The organism is Rubripirellula amarantea (genome assembly GCF_007859865.1).
Lineage (GTDB): Bacteria > Planctomycetota > Planctomycetia > Pirellulales > Pirellulaceae > Rubripirellula > Rubripirellula amarantea.
The window spans coordinates 1196952-1215731 of sequence record NZ_SJPI01000001.1 but is presented as its reverse complement, the minus strand read 5'-3'; the positions used below and the strand labels follow the sequence as shown (position 1 = coordinate 1215731).

Below are 18780 nucleotides of genomic sequence, written 5' to 3'. Positions count from 1 at the left end.
GTCCGACATAGAGTGAATGACCCGTCCCGCTAGGCAATGGCGGTATTCCGTCCGATATTTGAGATTTCGATGAGCAAACGAATTGGCGTTTTTGGAGGATCGTTTGACCCCGTTCATATCGGGCACCTCTGGATCGCAGAAGCCGCTCGCGAGCATCTGTCGCTTGACGAAGTTCGTTGGATACCTGCTGCCACGTCGCCGCTGAAAACTAACGGACCGATTGCCTCGGACGAAGATCGTTTGCAGATGGTGAGACTAGCAATCTCGGGAAATTCCCATTTTGTCTTAGACGAGCGTGAGCTACGTCGAGGCGAAATGAGCTATACGGTCGACACGATGACGGAACTCGTCGCAGAGCATCCCGGTGATAACTTCTTTCTCATCATAGGAAGCGATTCGCTCGAAACATTTGATCGCTGGCGTGAGCCGAAGCGATTGCTGGAACTGGTGACACTGGCGGTGATTCAGCGAGGGGGCGATCCAGTGGTCGATGTGAGTGTGGTCGATCAGTACGTCGATGCCAACGAACCGAATCAAAACGCTGTTTCGGTGGTGCCCATGCCATTGATCCAAGCGAGCAGTACGGACGTTCGCAATCGCTTGGCGAATGGAAAGAGCATCCGCTACCAAGTCCCCGCTGCGGTCGAGGCGTACCTTCACGCAAACAAGATCTATCAACGTTAGCGAGTCGTCCGCTACTTGGATTGTTGTTAGCTGTTAACGCGCACGATCGCAAACCCGTCATGACCTTTCTGGCCGACGGTCTGGATCGCGGTTGCACAAACACGAGGCTCGTCGGCAATCCGACGCAACAATTGTTGTGTCCCGATCACGTCGGGATCGTCGGTTTCCAGGTCAAGGATCTGGCCCGATCGCACCACGTTGTCGCAAACGACGACGCTGCCCGGACGTGTAAGTTTCATCGCAGCTTCAAAGTAGGTGACCCCAGAAGGCTTATCGGCATCGATGAAAACGAAGTCAAACGGATCGACATCGTCGTTGATCATTTCGTCGAGAATCTTCGCTGCCTGTCCCAAGCGAAGCGTGACTCGGTCAGCTAACCCGGCTTCTTTTAAGTTTGACGCGGCAACCCCCGCGTGCGTGGCGTTGACTTCGACCGTGGTCACCCTGCCACCTTCGGGAAGGCCAGTCGCCATCCACGCGGTGCTGTAGCCACCAAGAGTTCCAATTTCTAGGACCCGCTTAGCGGCAGAGATTTGAACGAGCAGTTGCAGTAGCTTTCCCTGCAACGGAGAAACGTCGATCGCTGGCAAGCCGGCTTTGTGATTGGCGTCAATGATGGAATCAAAGTCGATTGCTGAGTTTGACGTCGCTAGCAGGAGTTTGCTTAGAACGCTGTCGATCTCGGAATGATGCGATGGCGAGTCTGTCATGATGCAAGTGCTTTGGCTAGTCGCAAGGTTTCGGCAACCAGTGTATCGACGCGCTCTTGGATCATTTCATCCGCTAACGAGTTGCCTTCAAATGATTCGCCGGTGGCGTAGATGAAGCGTGGCACGATCACGCATCGAAAATCGAGCATCAAGCTATTGGCCAAGCCCATGGCCGACATGTAGCTGCCTTGGCCGCCCGCGGCCAACATCATCCCCACCACTTTTCCCGTCCATGCTTTCCCGGTCAACTCGATCGCGTTCTTGGCGGCTGAGTTAACGTCATAGTTATAGACGGGCGAGGCCAACAGAATGCCGTCAGCTTTCTTGATCAGGCTGGTGAGCGTTTGAACATTTGCGTCGCCATAGGCGGCCATGCCATCGCATTGAGGCAACGCCGTTTGGGAAAGGTCAAAGCTTTCAACCGTTTCGCCAAGAGATTCAAGTCGCGAGATACACGCGCTTGCAAGGATTCGGCTGCGAGAATCCGGGTGCAGCGATGAACTGATGACAAGAATCATGAATGCAAGCTTGTAGCGATAAACGAAAAAGGCGACCTAACAGAGAATAACCTTGATGGTTTCCTCTCGCTAGCTCGCCCAGTAATCGTTTTGCTATTGGCCGACTTCGACGCGTATGAAATCGTCGAATCGGGTGGCTACCTGCACCAATCGTCGCTGCAGCTTTCGCTGTCCATTCCTAAGCGAGTTTTTAGCACGTTAAATTGGTCGTAAAGACGTTCGCAGCTACTGTGAACGTGCTCGGCTTCGGTGATGAACTTGATGTCTTCATCGGGATAGACGTCGGTGTCGATCAGGATTTGCTTGAACTGGTCGAGTGGCTCGCCGTAAGCGATCAGAAGCTTGTGTTCATCAAGTTGAACCTCTTGCCGTTTCGCTGGGTTGATCACGGCGATGCCGGCACAACCATCATTGAGCAACACGTCTTCGAATTCGAGCAAGATGCTCTTCAAGACGGGCATGTCAATGTGTTCGCGGTACAGGTCCTCGTGGCCTTCGCCGGACTTGTGACTTGTTTCCAAGACGACATCGACGACGTCACCCAGAGGTTCGATCATTTCCAGGAAAAGGTCAATGAGCGATTCGCGAGTCGCCGACGCCATGATGACCGGTGTCTTGGTCCCGTTGGTTTCGTCGATGTATTCATCATGACGAAAGCCTTGCTTGGGAATGATCTGCAGATCGTACGAGGGGCGAATCGCGTCGGTTAGTTCGAAGACGCCGTACGTGCGAATGCCCATGTGGGCTTGCAGTTCTTCTTCTGTCAAAGTCTCGAAACTTCCGTCGGAAACACTGCGAAGTGTTTCGTCACTAGACCCGCCTCGAAGAATACGTTTAAGGAAACCCATTTTTATCCGCTTGATTGATCAGCGTTGGTTGGTGCGAATGTCGGTTCGCGAAACCGTATGACCTAGCGGTCATCCCTTCATAACCAACGCTAGGTTAGCTTCGCGACTGGGGACTCCTGTTCAGCAAAACCTTGCCGATTCCAAGGGGAATGGGGGAAGAACATTCCGGATAATCCCTACAGCCCTACTAATGCGTCCGATTCTTGGCGGCTATAGCGAAGAGCGAGGTCATCGGCGGAGTGTCGTGCGGGTCGGATCCGAATCGTCGACTTGGAGGGATTAGCCGGACACCAATTCGAGTCGCGAAAGGTCTTGGCAAGAAGTCCAAGTCGTTAAAATGCAAACGGTGTATCCTGTGGTTCATCCATCGGGACTTCACGTTCGTTTTCTCTGCACTTGCTACATCATGCAATCGGCCCCGTTTTTATCGAGTTCTGGTATGTCGCGATCTGAAAATCGCTCTCTCTCGTTTTGGCGAAGGCGATCGGTCGGAACATTGGCTACTGCTTTGACGATTCTCGTCTTAGTCGGATGTGACATTCCCGAACGGCCTCCGCTGCGTCCTGAGTCCCTCGACGAGTTGCAGGCTCGATCAGGGGGCAATGCCGTCGAAGGTGACGGGGCATCGGTCGCGGAGCCCAGTTTCGCCGATTCAGCGAACTACCTCGAACCGCCTAGCATCATCGCCAACCAGGCATGGGAAACGTGGGATGCCTATTACGTGGGTGACCAACACGTTGGATACAACCACGTCGTCGCAAAGCCCGTAGAGAACGACTCCAGCGGCAAGATGAGCTATCTGATGGACAACTTGCTTTTGGTGAACCAGGGGCAAGCCCGAACCGTTCAACGCCTGCAGCAAACTAGCACCGAAGATAAGAACGGCCGCTTGATTGACTTCGAGAGCTCGTTGCAAGTCGGGCCCGTGGTAACGAACTATTCAGGTGAAGTCGTTGAAGACGCCGGCGATAGTGGCAAAGAGATGCGTGTGCGAGTGAAAACACGAAAGGGTAGGAATGAGACTTCTGCCTTCTTGGCCTGGGATTCGACCTACCGAGGTCTGGTGGCGATCGAGCAATCCCTGCGGCAAAAACCGCTGACCAAAAAAGGTGATATCCGCTTTTTGAAGATGTTGGTGCCAGGAAATTACAAGATCGGTACCGCCAAGTTGAAGTGTAGCGGCCCAGCATCCGTACCCATGCAGGATGGAACGATGCTTCCGATGACCGAAATTAGTTGTGAAATCCAACTTGATGACGGGAGCAACACTTACTCCACCATCTGGATCGACGATGAAGGCGCGATTCGTCGGACATACTCCCCGGGCATCAAGCTAGTGGCGTATCGAACGAACAAGCAATCGGCGACCGATTTTGTCGAGCCAAGCAACATTTCCGTCCTATTGCCGATCGAAGGGGAAATCGACCGACCTCTTGAAGCCAAACGCATTGCCTTTGAAGTCACACCCGTTCAACAAGTTAAAAAGACCGCTGAGGGTGAGGAAAGCGAAGAACTGATCAAAATGGTTCCCGAACCCGGTCAGTGGGTGCGAAAAACGAAGTCGAATCAATTTCAACTACTCGTTAGTCGCAAGCAAGAAACCAATCTGAAAAGTTTCGAAGGATCCGATCTGAAACCGTCCGATGCTGATTTGTCGGTCAACTCGTATGTGGATTTTCGCAATGGGCTCGTTCGGCGTTTTGCCAGCGCGGCGGTCGCTTCACGATCGGAACTTTCGCGTCGTGAGGTCGCCTTGGAATTGACTCGCACGGCCAACAGCTTGATTGAAGTCGAGCCGGACAAGATTGGTTTGATGCGAGCGAGCGTCGTGGCGCAAGAAGGAAAGGCGAGCCAGACCGGACGCGCCATTTTGTTAATGGCGATGCTGCGTGCGAAGGATATTCCCGCTAGGTTGGCGATCGGATTGCGCTACCAACAAGGCTCGCCGTCTCGAATGGTGTATCACTCTTGGGTTCTAGCATTTGTCGATGACCAGTGGATTCACCTGGACGTCGATGACGGCGACATGGGAGCATGCGACCGCATTATCTTGACCACTTCCGCGCTGGACGAATCGAGTCAAAACAAGGTGTTTGTGCCATTCATGGATGCGGTCTCGCGTATCCGAGTAAGAGTGGTCAATGCGGCCTACTAAACGCTTCGAAGATCCGACCTGGGTTTCACTGCGACAAATGCATTGCGACGGCGGCTAGCGCTGCGTCGATCGTTTGCGTTTGAATTTGGTGAGGCGGCGCCCATGGCAGCCACTGAAACCCTTCGTGCTCGGTGACTTCGATCTCGGGTTCATGATCCAGGTAGCCTAGGTAGTACCGAACGAGCTTTTGGAAACGCTGTTTGCCGTGCCGCTTGTACGTGACTTCGTACTGAAGATCAAAATGGAAGTCCGGGTCCATCTCGATGATCTCTCGAGAGATTCCCGTTTCTTCCTCGAGTTCTCGAAAGGCCGCTTCTTCGAACGACTCGTCGCCATCGCAGTGCCCTTTGGGGAAGTCCCAGCGTTTGGCGTGTCGCATCAGCAAGACGTGGGGATTGCCATCAATCTTGCACATCACAATGAAGCCCGCCGCTCGCACCTGATGATCATTCATGGTTAAATTCGATTTGTAGGTAAGAGACGTCCGTGATGGATCGTTTGCGGAATGCCCGCCGAAGGGTCGTCTTCGCGATTTCTGAAAATGTCGCTTGGTTCGGGTAGTACCGCCTCGTTTTGGCAGCGTTGCCCGGCATGATTCTCTTGCCCACCGCCGAAACTGTCATGCCGCGTCATTGTCGTTGCGGTGGAGGTCAATTTTTCAAAGCATGATCACAAGGCATCAAACCTGACGATGAAAATTTATACACGCACCGGTGATACTGGCAGTACCGGACTATTCGGTGGCCCTCGAGTTTCCAAGGACGATGATCGAATCGAATCCTACGGAACGGTCGATGAACTCAATGCGGCTATTGGTATGGCTCGGGCGATGGGCGTCGCCGAAGAGATCGATAAGCAACTGGACACGATTCAGCACGAATTGTTTTCAATCGGAGCTGAACTTGCTACACCTGACCCCGACGCACATCAGATGCGGATCATCGACGAATCGCACATCGCAGTATTGGAATCATGGATTGACCAACACGAGCAATCCATTGCACCGTTGAAGAATTTCATTTTACCAATGGGGCACCCGGCATCGGCGACTTTGCACCTAGCCCGTGGAATCTGCCGAAGAGCCGAACGTCGTGTGGTGACGCTGGTTCGCCATCACGAAACAAATATTTCGGAAGAATTGATCATCTATTTGAATCGGCTCAGCGATTTTCTGTTCGTCCTGACTCGGGTGGTGAACCACCAGGCTGGAATTGCGGACGTTCCATGGATTCGACCCGAAACTACGAAGGAAAAGTAGCGAAACCGATCCTCAGTCGTCGGATGGGACCCTCTTTGCCTCGAAAACGAGCGGTAGTGTCAGTTGTCCGACAAGGGCCGGAAAAACAGAAAGCTGTTGCCGAGCAAGAAAGCCCGCTGGTTATCAGTCTCTGCGGATGTACAATGCTTGCGTGATGAAGCGAAAATGTTCGCGTGTCATTGAGCCAAAGCTGCATGAGGTTCGGAGCTGTGAAAAAAGTCGAAGCCATTGTCCGCCACTTCAAACTGGAGGACGTCAAGAATGCCCTGACCGATCAGGGAATCCACGGGATGACGGTGAGCGAGGTCCGGGGTTTCGGGCGTCAAAAAGGACACACCGAAATCTACCGAGGGACTGAATACGCGATTGATTTTGTGCCTAAGGTGAAAATCGAAGTGATCTGCACCAATGACAATTTGCAGACGGTGATCGACACCATTTTGCAAACGGCACAGACCGGCCAAATTGGTGACGGAAAGATTTTCGTGACCAATCTCGAAGATTCGATCCGCATTCGCACCGGCGAACGTGGCGAGGACGCGCTGTAACGCCAGCGCTCAGGAATGCGTCCCTTCGTTCTACGATGTCGTCATCTTCTCGAAGAAGGGCGTGAGAAAGCATATGCGTTGCATCGCCAGGGCACCCTTGGCATGCAGGTGTCCACGCAACTGGCCGACCTCTACGATGAGGTCGTTTTGGAAGTCTGGAATGAAGCCGTCGCCGAACACGGCGACGATGACCGGCTCAGCGGAGTTTCGCTGATTGCCCACGGTGGATTCGGGCGGCGAGACCTCGCGCCTTATTCCGATGCCGACCTGATGCTGCTGAGCATGCGAGACAGCGAAGGCTTGGCCACTAAGCTTGCGGGGAATTTGACTCGTGACTTGTCGGACATCGGTATCGATCCCGGCCTTTCTATCCGAACACCAAGCGAAGCGTGTTCGTTGTCCTGGAGCGACGCGGTTGTTTTTTCGTCGCTGGCCGAGTCTAGGTTCTTGGCCGGTAGTCTGCAGCTCTACAAAAAGTTCTTCGACCATTATCGGCATGGTTCGATTCGTCGCAGCCGCCGCTTGGTAAAGAACATCGTCGCCGCGCGACAGGAAGAACGCGAGAAATGGGGTGAAACCAACTACTTGCTTCGACCCAACGTCAAACGCTCGCGTGGTGCCCTGCGTGACATTCAATTGATTCGTTGGATTGGGTTTGCCAGGTTTGGTGAAACGGACCTTGATCGACTTTTGAAACTTGGCGCCCTGCCCGAAGATGACTTTCGGTTATTGCGAAACGCCTATGGGTTCATGTTGCGGTTGCGTCATGAGTTGCATTTTCGATCGGGGAAAAGTCAGGATGTTCTCGACCGTGCAACGCAAATGGAAATTGCTGCCGAATGGGGATACGAGGGAACCGAAGGCGTGCTGCCGGTAGAGCAGTTCATGCAGGACTACTTTGAAAAGACTCGTGAAGTCCGTTACTCGGCAGCCTACTTTGTTGAAGACGCGCGAAGCCAACCGTTGCTCTCGCGAATCGTCGAGCGAGTTTTCTCTCGCAAGATTGACGACAAGATCTTGATGGGACCCACCAGTATTTGGGTTCGCAATGATTCGCTCGAGTCGTTTGCGTCTAATTTGCCTGACGTGCTTCGTTTGATGAGTTTTGCTAACCAACACCGCCGACGAATTCAACACAAGACGTGGTTGGCAATTCGACTAGCCATGCGAGATCGGGAACCGAGTCAACCGGATTCGGAATCCATCGAAGCGTTTTTGTCATTGCTAAGTCGTCCCGGCCGATTGGCCAGTTTGCTTCGGCGATTGCATGAGCTGCGCTTGATCGAGCAAATCATTCCCGAGTTTGCTCGGATGCGAGGGCTGTTGCAGTTCAATGCCTATCACAAGTACACCGTTGATGCCCACAGTTTCTTAGCCGTGGAAGCGGCCACGGACTTGGAAAACAGCGAAGGTGGCATGGGGCGACGCTACCGCCGAATTGAAGACAAACGCTTGCTGCACTTGGCGCTGTTGATTCATGACATCGGCAAAGGATACGAAGAAGATCACTGCATCGTCGGAGCCGAAATCGCTCGGCGAACCGCCGAACGATTGAACCTCGATAGTTCCACCGCCGAAACGCTCGAATGGTTGGTGCTTAAACACTTGGCCGTGAACGTTGTTGCGTTTCGCCACGACTTAAGTGATCCGCAAATCGTGTTGTCTTTTGCCGCAGAAGTCGGATCGATCAGACGCCTTGAGTTATTGGTCGTTCACACCTACGCCGATCTAAAAGCGGTTGGTCCGGGAGTGGCGACGGATTGGAAAGTGAATTTGATCGAGGACTTGTATCGTCGCACGCGTCGCTATTTCGACTCTGGTGACCTGCCGGGAAGCCCCGACGATCCAGAGGTCGAACGAAACCGGACGCGTATTCGTGAATCAATCTTTGAACTCGGCAAAAAGAATGCATCTTCGAGTGAGGAAACTGAAGCTGCCGAGAACTTGCTTAGTCGATTGCCATTCTCGTTAATCACGCGAGGCGACCCTGAGTCGTTAGCCGAAGAGATCATCCTTGTCGCCAAGCAAAAGCTCAGCGGCGAAAGCGGAACCATTTGCACCGCGAAGTACGATCCGGCGATCAACGCCACTCGTTACACCGTGATCCGCCAGGAAGACAGCCTGTCCATCGGAACGTTTTCGAGAGCGACAGGCGCGTTGTCCACCAGCGGTTTGAGCATTCTGCGAGCTCAGATCGAAACGGTTGACGACTACGCTTGGGACCACTTCTGGGCGACCGACCCTAATGCTATGAAACCGCTCGTCCCGAACGACCCCGCGACGGCCCCGGTCTTCGACCAACGTCGCGCCGATCAAGTTTGCGAACGCCTCCGTAGCCTTATTGATTCTCCGGATCTGCCGCTGCCACCGCACCGTAAGACGTGGAAGGCCGCGGACATAGCAGAGCCTGAAAGTGTCAACCTGCTACCCAAGAAGGTTGTTTTTGATAACGACACGATCGAGCGCTACACCATCATCTCGATCTTTGCGTACGACGAAGTGGGATTGTTATCGAGGATCGCCGCGACGCTAACCAAGCTGCGATTGGTTTTATCGTTTGCGAAGATTGACACTCACCTCGACCAGGTCGCCGACGTTTTTTATGTCAGTGAATCCGACGGTTCACGAATTACGAATTCTGATCGGCAGTCAGAAGTCCGGCAGGCATTGCTCGATGTGATCGGCTGAGGTTGCCTGCGCGGGTGACCTTAACGATTGGCGGCGACTGTAATGCTTGCGTGGTAGATTGCCGTTCATTGCGATTGTGTTTGCTTCTGCGCTAGAGTTTTGGCTTCTTTGAGCAACATTCAGTTGCAGCTATTGACAGGCGCGGCAATCTTTCAACGGTTCATCGACCGTGATCGCACGGCGAACCCGACCACCTGTGGCGGTGTGGCTTGCCAGACGCACGAGGAAACTCAACGCGACTGACAACGCAAACACCTCATCATCCGGGGTTTTGCCAGCGATCAACTCATTTCTCAGTTAGCGCTACTAGGGGATTCTTTCCTCAGCATGGAACTGGCGAGACGAGTATCGGGAACGATGAATGAAACTGCCCGTCCCTCCTTCATGGATGTCACTATCATGCGTTCAACAATCACGCTCACTGCTTTTGCGTTTCTGCTGAGTTTCACAACAGCATCAGCCGACGATCTGCAAACACTTCTTCGCGACTTGTCATTTAGCCAACCACCGGCCCACGGTCTTAAGGCCACACGCTTAGGCGTTGCCACCATGGGAGTCGGCGAACAACTCAAGCCAGCACCATTGCATCAAGCTCAACAAGGCTTCACCCTGCCCGACGATCAAGCACCGTCGTATGTGACGCTGAAGGCCCCGGTTGCTCATTCGGATCAATCGTTGCAAGTTCCCAATCACTTTGATGCAAACTTGGCACAACAAGAACTCGCCGAAGCCTCAGATTCCGTTTCAGCGAATTCCGTCGGCTTTATGAAGATCCACGCCGCGTGCAATAGTGGATGCGACGGTGCCTGTGATGGCGGATGCGATTCGTACGAACCGGTTCGAAAACGCCTTCGCAAACCGGCCTGCGAATCCTGTGTCGTGCTGCCTCCCGACGGTTGTGATTGTGGATGTGGTGGACACCAGTCCTGTTTGAGCAAACGGCATCATGAGGAAGAACCGAAGGTTTGCATGCCGCGTCGTGAAGTGAATCTTCCTCAGTCCTCGCTCCGTGAGTACTTCCGCAGCAATCGCTGCTACACCAACGTGTGGGACGGTTACTCTCAAGAGTGTGGTAGCCACCACAAACACATCCACGGAACCTGTGACTGCCACATTAAGAAAGACCGTAAGAGCTGTTTGGGCGGCGGTGGGTGCGGCGAGATCTTGCCTGCACAGCCCTGCGGCCAGGCAGGATGTGACGATCAGGCAAACTGTGGCTGCGGATGCGGTCGTTAGGGCCGGCAAACTCGAGTTTTCCACGAAAAAAACACCCTCCCAGCAATTCTGTTTCAGCGCCAAGCGGGTCCATGCCGAAAACAGTGGTACCCATGGATTGGGAGGGTGGAATGATCGGTGCCATCATTCCAGCATTGACGGGCCATGGTGAGGCAGGGAGGGCTTCACCATGGCCCTTCTTTTTTGCGCGTGCAGTCGAGCGAGTCCTTTCAAAGCATGATTTCTGCGCCTGTCATAGTTAGCGAGTTTGGGGCTCCTCTGCACGGTTCAACACCTTCGCGAAAAACTCTATTCGCTAGTAGCGCCGGTCATAACTTGCTAAAGCACACACTTGTTCTTGAAAACGCAATATCCTCGCAACGATGCTGACCGTGCGTTGTAAGTTGCACGACCTTTTCGATTTCGAAAAGCATGGCGGCGACCTCGCTGACTTTGTGTGAAGTCAGCGATCTGATTTCCCTAGTCGCAAATTCAATCGCGAGGCTAAGCGAATAACTCAGGGATCACTTCGCCGTCGCGGACCAACGTGATCGGGCGACCGGTGCTAGTTTGGTACTCGGACTTGGGATCGATACCTAAATTGGCGTAGAAGCTAGCTGCGACGTCATCAGGTTTGATGGCCTCGTGACGAGGTCCCGCCGCGGTGTCATCGCTCTCACCAATCACTTGGCCACCGCGGACACCACCGCCAGCCATCAACATGAACATGCAACGAGGATAATGGTCTCGTCCGCCTTCGGTAGATCGATCGTTGATCTTAGGCGTTCGACCGAACTCGCCGGTGACGTAAACAGCGGTGGATTCCAGTAGGCCTCGCATTTCAAGTCCGGCGAATAAAGCACTAAGACCTTCGTCAAAGGCAGGCAATCGTTCTTGGAGCCGAGTAAAGTTATCCGTGTGAGTGTCCCAACCGCCATACTGCACGCTCGCAAGTCGGACTCCGGATTCGACAAGTCGAAGTGCCAGCAAGCAGCTTTGGCCGAAAGCTGAGTCACCAAACGGTTTGGCAAAGCTCTCTGGTTCGCGGCTGATGTCAAACGCCTCACGTGCTCGCGCCGATGTGATCATGTCGTAAGCTCGCATGCCAAACTGGTCGAGACCTTCGAGCAAAGCATCGTTGCTTTGCACATTGGCAAATCGCCGGTCAAGTTTGTTCAGCAACGATTGTCGACGTCGGACCTCATCGACCGTGATGCCGCCCACTAGCGAAAGTCCTCGAACGGCAAAGCGTTTTCCCGCGACGGGCGTCGCGTTCGTTTCCAAGGGAGCATGGGCAATGCCAAGAAATCCAGCACCCTGAGCGGCTCGCGGAATCGCAACTTGATTCGGCAGGTCCGGATCGGTCGGTCGTTCCTTCCCCATCACGCTCCCGAAGCTGGGGTACTCGAGCGAAGGAACGGGGCGGCTACCTGTGTTAACGTATTCCTGGCCCAGCTGGTGAGCGGCCAACGTATGGGAAACTCCCCGCAAGATCGCAAACTTGTCCGCCACCGCGGCAAGTTTGGGTAAGTGTTCGCAAATCTCGATGCCTGGCACATTGGTCTTGATCGGATTGAACTTGCCTCGCACTTCGGCTGGTGCGTTGGGCTTTAAGTCAAACGTATCCATGTGCGATGGACCGCCGGGAAGTTCGATGAAGATCGCTCGGTCGGCGCGTGCCGATTTCAGCTCGCCCGCATCCGCCATCCGCAGAAATCCATCGAGTCCCAGGTTTCCCGAGGGCAGACCCGCGAAGGGCAGGGTACCGGTCGCAATCACGCCGGCGCGAAGCAAATCTCGTCGGCGCATGCCATCACAGGTTCGGTGCATAACAGTTCGATCAGAATTGAGAAAACGATTGGAAAACGTTACTAGATACTTGGAGTGGCGATCCCATGTCGTCACAGGTCAGCGTGCTGGTTCAATGAGTCAGCACGAATTCTTTGGTGTTGACCAATGCCCAGATAAGCGAACTGAGTCCGCTGGCCAGCGAGTCAGATTCCTCGATAAACGCGATGCTAATCTGACGCTCTTCTTCATCTGGAAAACGCGAAAGGGAACGTAGGTAGGCATCATCCACAATGTCATCAAGCGACATCACTTTGGCTGATTCATTCGCTTTTTCTCGTTCGTCAGTCGCGTCTAAGCTATTGGGACCAACGGGGGTGCCCGCAATCGTGGTTAGCATCGTCCAAGATTCGGGATCTTTAGCTAGTTCGTCGAGTTTGGGCGCCGCAAAGTTGAACGACATCATTCGCTTGGCGATTTTGTCGTAAGTTCGCCGCATTTGTTTTCGAGCGGATTGGTTGGCTGGCTTGTCGAGCGTCGCATACCTTTTGGCAATCTCAATCATACGGACTCGAGATTTTTCACCCTGCGTCACCTTCGTCGACACATTGTTCATGGCAATGGCTGTGGGACCTGCTTCGCCTAAATCACGACACGCTTGGTTTACCCAACCATCGGTCGCAGATATGCCGCGATGAATGTCGATGTCGTTCCGCAGATAAACTGACTGCAAAAGGCTGGGTGAGTCACTGCGATCGCAATCGCAATTCGATGCGCGGGTCGATTGTCCGAACACTTGCATCGCGTAGTCTCGCCGATTGCGGCCTTGAGCCTTTCCGTTTGCAATCGCTAACGATTTCAGTTCACTCCGGAACTGTGTGCCCACGGAATCCGATGCCGTGGCCAGCGTCACGCAATCGGCCAGTACTTCGGCGGGTAAGCGGTGCGGTATGTGCCGCGAAAAATTGGATTGGTCACTGCTATTAGTTTCATTGGGTTCAGAAGACCGGGCATAGGTTTGACTCGTCGTGATCGTTCGATGCAGCCACTTCAAATCGAAATCCTGTTCGATGAATTGCTCCGCCAATTCGTTCAGTAAATCGGCGTTGCTCGGTGGATTGGCAAGGTTCAAATCATCCACGGGATTGACGATTCCGATACCGAAATAGTTGGCCCATACGCGGTTCACGATCGCTTTGGCAAAGTAAGGATTGTCTTCGGCCCGTAACCACTGCATCAACTCTTCGCGTGGGTCCTTGTCCAACGTGATGCCGACTTCCTCTCCGAGGATAATGCCACTGGGGACACGCCGCTGGGGTCTCTTCTTAGCCTGCTTCTTCGACTTCTTATTGTTGGTGTTCGACTTTGGGTCGTTGTCGACGTTGGCTCGAATCGGCTTGCGTTCGTTGACGACCAGTTCACCAAAAGGTGCCACTTCGCCTTGTTTGATCAGCTTTCCGGCTCCTTGCAGCAGCATTCCAATCTTTTTCTTCTCCAGCGAATCGCTTCCGCTAAGTTTTTGGAGCATCTTATTGCGAGCAGCGAGCGAATCAGGAGCCACCGCGCCCCGGTTCATTCGAATCGGACTGAACAGCTTGGCAAACTGATCGAAATCTTGTTTCGACCAACTGTCGAAGGGATGCTTGTGACATTGAGCGCACTCGATGCGAACGCCTAAGAATGAGTAACCAAAACCGATCGCCCGGTCCTCGTTTTTCTGGAAGTTTTGACGTCCCCAATAAAGCGGCATGCTCGATCGTTGGGCAAACTGTTTCTCGCCACCTTCTCGACATGCGTCGCTCATGTTGGCGCAATATGTTTCGTAGTCTTCACCGGGTTCACGACTGCTGGCCATGACGATGCCTTCGACAATTTTGTCGTAGGGCATGTTGTCGGCAACTCGTTTGCGCAACCATTCGTACCAAAGTTTGCTGGCGACTTCAGGAATCGGCAGCAGGTTGCGCATTTGCGGTTCGCTATTTCCTGTCCAATCCGACAATCGTGTAGCCCACCACGCAGCGTAGGCGGGAGAATCAAGAAGTTCGTCAATCAATCGTTCCCGTTTGTCCGGTGACGAATCGTTTAGAAATTCGCGGACTCGTTGCGTGGTCGGAAGCGTTCCACACACATCAAGGCTAGCCCGCCGTATGAAATCAGCGTCGCTACAGGTGCCTGAGGGAACGATGGCGAGCTTGCGTAGTTTCTGATCGACGAGTTTGTCGATCATGTGATCCGAAGAATTGATGGAAGTGGAATCCACGTACGCAGTCGCTGATCCATGATCAGACCGGGGGCGAAGAACGGGGATCGGAACGACGGAGTTGTCATAAAAGACGACCACGTGTGTGTCGCCGTACATTCCTGCGGCTACTTGTCCGTCTTCGTCGATGATTGCGATTGAATCATCGTTGGTTTGAAAGCGGCAAAGTTCAGTCACGTCCTCACGGGTGCCATCCTGCCACTTGGCGATCACCTTTAGTTGGGCTGTTCCATCAGAGTTTGCAAAGATGATCTCACTGGGATACACATCCAAAGCATCCAATGCTTTTGGCTTACCCGCATCAAGCGTGGCTCCAGATTCAATCCAACGGCGAAGCACATGATGTTGCCAACTCCCCTCGTCAAAGCGTTTTCCTCCTTCATGGGAATCCGCATCAAGCGGCTTGGATAGGATCAAGCTTTCATCGGGATCATCAACATCAACCCGCCCGCTTGATTCTTCCATCAAGGCCGAATGGTCCGCTTGGAAGTCGTACCCGAACAGTGAGAGCGCAAAGCCCCCACGACCTTGGAACGATCCATGACAGGCACGGCCGTTGCAACCCAGTCGCCCCAAAAGAGGTGTGATGTGCTTTTGGAAATCAGGGATCTCTTCCGTTGACCCGTCCGCGAATCGATCACTAAGCGGGGCAAAGGGCTGAGCACGATCGGCTTCCGACGTACCGGCAGAACCGTCAGCGGACTTAAGCTCGCCTGCATTGATCGCTGCGACGTTCCATGCGAATTCGCTTAGTACGAGGGTGCTGCAAGTCATCAACATTGCAATGCTGATCCAACGCGACACGCGGATCATGGGGATTGAACTATTCATCGTTGGCTACCGTTTCCTTGCTATTGCGTTTTCTGCCAGCATCGAGTCGGCCAGCTTTACGAAGGGATGCTTCGATGGCTTTTTCGATTTGCTTTGAGGCGTCCGATTGCTTTGACTTCAAACGTTCTTGAGCCGTTTCGAGAGTTTGTTTCGCGTTCGCGACACGTTGCTTTAGGAATTCAACTTCTAGTTGCAATCGCTGAACTTGAACAGATTGAAGGTTCGTAACGGCGGTCTGCAGTTCGCTGCGATCCTTGTCACTGTCTCGGACCTTCAGTTTCGCAGTCAACAGATCGACTTGCGTTCGCAGTTTCAACTCTTGCAGTTCAACATCAAAGGTGGGTTCATCACGTTGTCGAAGTGCTTCGAGGCGACGCGATGACCTCGCTAATCCAATGACCGCTTTGCGATAGGCCTTTGGTTGAACGCGACGTAGGTTTTCTAGGATCGGACGAAGTTCGGGCAGGTGCGAATCGACAAGTTGCAATGCCGACGCTTCGGTCGTGGCGTCCAAAACGACATTCTTACGCGAAGCTTCTGCCCCGCTTGTTGATTTGCGAACGGTCGGTGACTCGCCCGTCTTTTCTTCGCTGTCGCGATCCGCCGTGACGGTTTGAGCAACTCGCTCGTTGGCGAGCGTATGGGGCGCCGCGATTGTTGCCAGCACGGTGACCATTGCACCAACTCGGATAATCTTTTGACTAACCTTCGTCATGGTTTAGTTCTCCATCGGCGTCGAATTCTATCGATGTAAGACCCACGAAGATCCAATCCACGTCGTCTTGGTCTAGGTCATCGTTTGGGGCTTCGTTGAAGTCTTCGGTAGCATCGTCGGCAATCAAGTCTGAGTCGTCGAATTCCATTTCGTCCAAAACACCAGTCGCGGTGTCACTCGCATTGTCGAAGCTAAGATCGTTCGCCCACGCGACGGCAATGAGTGACGTTTCCGAGTTGTCGATAACATTGTGATCGAGTTGGTCGGGGCTTGTTGCAGTGAAGGCGTTGCTTGGTGTGGTGGACGCGATGGTATCGCCGGATTGTTGGGGCGTGCCAATTGATGAACCTTTGGGCCATATGCCAACGATGATTCCGCCCAAACCAACGGCAATGGCAATCGAAACCCAAGCAACCCAAGTCGTTTGGGGTTCGGCTTTCTGCACGAGCGGAGCGGGTTCTGCTTCGGTCGAAAGCTGCACAATCAAGTCGGATTGCATCAGCAACACTTCGGCTAGTCGCGAATCAGACGCCAGACGATGTTCGAATTGTCCTTGTTGAACAGCGTCCAGGTCGCCAAGCAAGTACGCGAGGCAAAGGTCTTCGTCGGCAAGTTTATCGTCATCAAATTTAGTTAAGGATGTTCGTTTCATGTCGACTTGCTCGGGTCATTGTTTTCTACGTTCATGTGTTCTCTAAGCCTTGCCAGACCTCTTCGCATCCGAGTTAAAGCGGTCCCAATGGGGATGTCTAAATGATCCGCGATCTGTTGAAACGTCATGTCTTGGTGCAGTTTCATCTGAATGATAGTTTGAGTTGTCTTTGGTAGCGTCAGCAGTTTGGCTTTCAGTTCCGCAAGCGTTTCCTGTTGAATCAATGGTTCGATGGGTACGTCGGTTGCCATGCCGCGATCGACCTCCTCATTGTTCGAGACTCGAGAGGTTGCTTGGGTTCTCCAGAACTTGGCGGCTTCGTTGGACGCGACTCGAAACAACCAAGCTCGCCTAGCGATCGGAGGAATTTGCTCGCCCGAGACGATGGCTTTCATGGCAACACTTTGCAGGCAGTCGTCAATGTCGGATTCTTGAAGCTTTCGGGAACGCAGGAACGCTCGCAGTCCGGGCAGCGTCAAGGCAAGTGTTTCCTCCCAGCACGATTCTTGCTCGCTGGCCAATTCGGTTTTGTTCGATTCAGCTGAGTTCGAAGTCGTGAGGTTACCCATCACTTTTGGGCTTGCTGGAGTATTCGGCGATGTTGGCTGCTCTGACAAAGGTTGGGGGTGTCGGTACCTGGATAGAAGATGCGCCAGTGGGCCCGATTATTTCGCGTTTAAGAAGAAAATGTCGTAATTGTGCCCGGGTTGATGATTTCAACCGGTTTGAGTCTGCTTAAATCGTAAACGAACACGGTGTTTCGCTGTGATTTTGCCGACCTGATGGATTCACTGGTGCCTAGGAGTCTGAGATGCCCGACGAAGAAAAGCTGCCTGAAGATAAGAAAACGGATGATAAAAAAACTAGCTCCTCGGTCGTGAGCAAGAAAAACTCCGGAAAGAAGTTCTGGATCGGGTTTGATCTTGGTGGCACGAAGATGCTTACCATCGCTTACGACGATGACTGGAAAGAACTTGGCCGCCGCCGCCGAAAGACAAGGGGGCGCGAGGGAAGCGACAGCGGGTCTCATCGTATTATCTCGACGATCACTCGCTTGCTCGACGAGAACGAACTCGACGTGGGCGATATCGCTGGCATTGGAATTGGTTGTCCCGGTCCGATCGATCTGGTGAAGGGCGACATTCTGAGCACGCCCAACTTAGGCTGGGATGATGTCCAAATCGGCAGTTTGCTTACCAAGCACTTCAAGTGTCCTACCGTCGTTCTCAATGACGTCGATGCAGGCGTGTTTGGTGAGTATCAATTCGGTGCCGCCAAAGGGTCACGATGCGCCGTGGGTATTTTCCCGGGAACGGGCGTCGGTGGCGGATGCGTTTACGAAGGGAAGATCCTTCAGGGGGCCGGCATCAGTTGCATGGAGATCGGGCACACCAAGATCGCCAGCAGCACGCGAGGTAGTGGATTCGCGATTCCGGGGACCGTTGAATCCGAGGCCAGTCGATTGACGATTGCCGCGGAAGCAGCCAAGGCTGCGATTCGCGGCGACGCGCCGTATCTTTTCAAGAAGACAGGCACTGATGTCGTTGAGATCCGGAGCGGTGCGATTGCCGATTCGATCGAGAATGGCGACAAGGTGGTTCGCAAACTTGTTGAAGAAGCTGCGGAAGCGATCGGTATGGCAGTCATGAACATTGTCCACATCTTGGCACCTGACAAGATCATCCTGGGTGGTGGACTCGTGGAGGCGATGGAGGACTTGATCGTCAGCACCGTCAAGAAAACGGCACAGAAAAGCGTGATGAGCGTTTACAAGGATCGGTTCGACGTGGTGGCCGCTAAGTTGGGCGACGACGCTGGTGTGCTTGGCGCCGCTGCCTGGGCCAAGGAACAAATCACGAAGTCGAAGAAGGGTTAACGACGACGCCTAAGGGTTGTTTTGATTTTGATCC

At 53.5% G+C, this 18780-nt stretch carries 16 protein-coding genes; 7 read left to right on the top strand and 9 right to left on the bottom strand.

All coding sequences use genetic code 11. From position 1 onward, the window contains the following. The first annotated feature begins 69 nt into the window (after positions 1–69). Positions 70–684, top strand: coding sequence for a nicotinate-nucleotide adenylyltransferase (nadD, locus tag Pla22_RS04375; protein ID WP_146513529.1), 615 nt, complete (start codon positions 70–72; stop codon positions 682–684). A gap of 26 nt (positions 685–710) precedes the next feature. Here nadD and Pla22_RS04370 read toward each other — a convergent pair whose 3' ends face one another. The 3 genes from Pla22_RS04370 to Pla22_RS04360 form a co-directional block, all read right to left on the bottom strand. Further along, positions 711–1394 carry an O-methyltransferase gene (locus Pla22_RS04370; protein WP_146513528.1) on the bottom strand — a complete coding sequence of 228 codons (684 nt, stop codon included), beginning with the start codon at positions 1392–1394 and terminating at the stop codon, positions 711–713. Beyond that, positions 1391–1912 carry an NADPH-dependent FMN reductase gene (locus tag Pla22_RS04365; RefSeq protein ID WP_146513527.1) on the bottom strand — a complete coding sequence of 174 codons (522 nt, stop codon included), beginning with the start codon at positions 1910–1912 and terminating at the stop codon, positions 1391–1393. The genes Pla22_RS04370 and Pla22_RS04365 overlap by 4 nt, the downstream gene beginning before the upstream one ends. Before the next feature lie 137 nt (positions 1913–2049). Continuing rightward, on the bottom strand, positions 2050–2760 hold the full coding sequence (locus Pla22_RS04360; protein ID WP_146513526.1) for a hypothetical protein: 711 nt from the start codon (positions 2758–2760) through the stop codon (positions 2050–2052). A gap of 439 nt (positions 2761–3199) precedes the next feature. Here Pla22_RS04360 and Pla22_RS04355 point away from each other — a divergent pair, with 439 nt between their 5' ends. After that, positions 3200–4915, top strand: a complete 1716-nt coding sequence (locus Pla22_RS04355; protein ID WP_165440509.1) for a transglutaminase-like domain-containing protein — start codon at positions 3200–3202, stop codon at positions 4913–4915. Between the two features lie 25 nt (positions 4916–4940). Here the strand turns inward: Pla22_RS04355 and Pla22_RS04350 are convergent, their stop codons facing one another. Beyond that, positions 4941–5369, bottom strand: coding sequence for a bis(5'-nucleosyl)-tetraphosphatase (locus Pla22_RS04350; RefSeq protein ID WP_146513524.1), 429 nt, complete (start codon positions 5367–5369; stop codon positions 4941–4943). A gap of 237 nt (positions 5370–5606) precedes the next feature. Here Pla22_RS04350 and Pla22_RS04345 point away from each other — a divergent pair, with 237 nt between their 5' ends. From Pla22_RS04345 to Pla22_RS04325, 4 genes are all read left to right on the top strand, one after another. Continuing rightward, positions 5607–6173: a cob(I)yrinic acid a,c-diamide adenosyltransferase gene (locus Pla22_RS04345; protein ID WP_146513523.1), complete on the top strand. Its 567-nt coding sequence runs from the start codon at positions 5607–5609 to the stop codon at positions 6171–6173. 209 nt (positions 6174–6382) lie between these two features. Beyond that, the gene (locus tag Pla22_RS04340; protein ID WP_146513522.1) at positions 6383–6721 is read left to right on the top strand and encodes a P-II family nitrogen regulator; all 339 of its coding nucleotides are present in this window, start codon (positions 6383–6385) and stop codon (positions 6719–6721) included. A 15-nt stretch (positions 6722–6736) separates the two neighbouring features. After that, positions 6737–9409, top strand: a complete 2673-nt coding sequence (gene glnD, locus Pla22_RS04335) for a [protein-PII] uridylyltransferase (RefSeq protein WP_146513521.1) — start codon at positions 6737–6739, stop codon at positions 9407–9409. A 399-nt stretch (positions 9410–9808) separates the two neighbouring features. Next, positions 9809–10645, top strand: coding sequence for a hypothetical protein (locus Pla22_RS04325; protein ID WP_146513520.1), 837 nt, complete (start codon positions 9809–9811; stop codon positions 10643–10645). A gap of 483 nt (positions 10646–11128) precedes the next feature. On the opposite strand, the gene Pla22_RS04320 is transcribed toward Pla22_RS04325, so the two are convergent. From Pla22_RS04320 to Pla22_RS04300, 5 genes are all read right to left on the bottom strand, one after another. Next, positions 11129–12331, bottom strand: a complete 1203-nt coding sequence (locus Pla22_RS04320; RefSeq protein WP_390620255.1) for a DUF1501 domain-containing protein — start codon at positions 12329–12331, stop codon at positions 11129–11131. A 214-nt stretch (positions 12332–12545) separates the two neighbouring features. Next, a complete protein-coding gene (locus tag Pla22_RS04315; RefSeq protein ID WP_242631786.1) occupies positions 12546–15503 on the bottom strand; it encodes a DUF1549 and DUF1553 domain-containing protein in 2958 nt (985 codons plus the stop codon). Then, positions 15496–16218, bottom strand: a complete 723-nt coding sequence (locus Pla22_RS04310; RefSeq protein WP_146513518.1) for a hypothetical protein — start codon at positions 16216–16218, stop codon at positions 15496–15498. The genes Pla22_RS04315 and Pla22_RS04310 overlap by 8 nt, the downstream gene beginning before the upstream one ends. Beyond that, the gene (locus Pla22_RS04305) at positions 16205–16870 is read right to left on the bottom strand and encodes an anti-sigma factor family protein (RefSeq protein WP_146513517.1); all 666 of its coding nucleotides are present in this window, start codon (positions 16868–16870) and stop codon (positions 16205–16207) included. The genes Pla22_RS04310 and Pla22_RS04305 overlap by 14 nt, the downstream gene beginning before the upstream one ends. Continuing rightward, positions 16867–17439: an RNA polymerase sigma factor gene (locus Pla22_RS04300; RefSeq protein ID WP_146513516.1), complete on the bottom strand. Its 573-nt coding sequence runs from the start codon at positions 17437–17439 to the stop codon at positions 16867–16869. Before Pla22_RS04300 ends, Pla22_RS04305 begins: the two co-directional genes overlap by 4 nt. A 242-nt stretch (positions 17440–17681) precedes the next feature. On the opposite strand from Pla22_RS04300, the gene Pla22_RS04295 reads away from it, so the two are divergent. After that, entirely contained in the window at positions 17682–18746 is a 1065-nt protein-coding gene (locus Pla22_RS04295; RefSeq protein WP_146513515.1) for an ROK family protein, read from the top strand. The last annotated feature ends 34 nt before the right edge of the window (positions 18747–18780 follow it).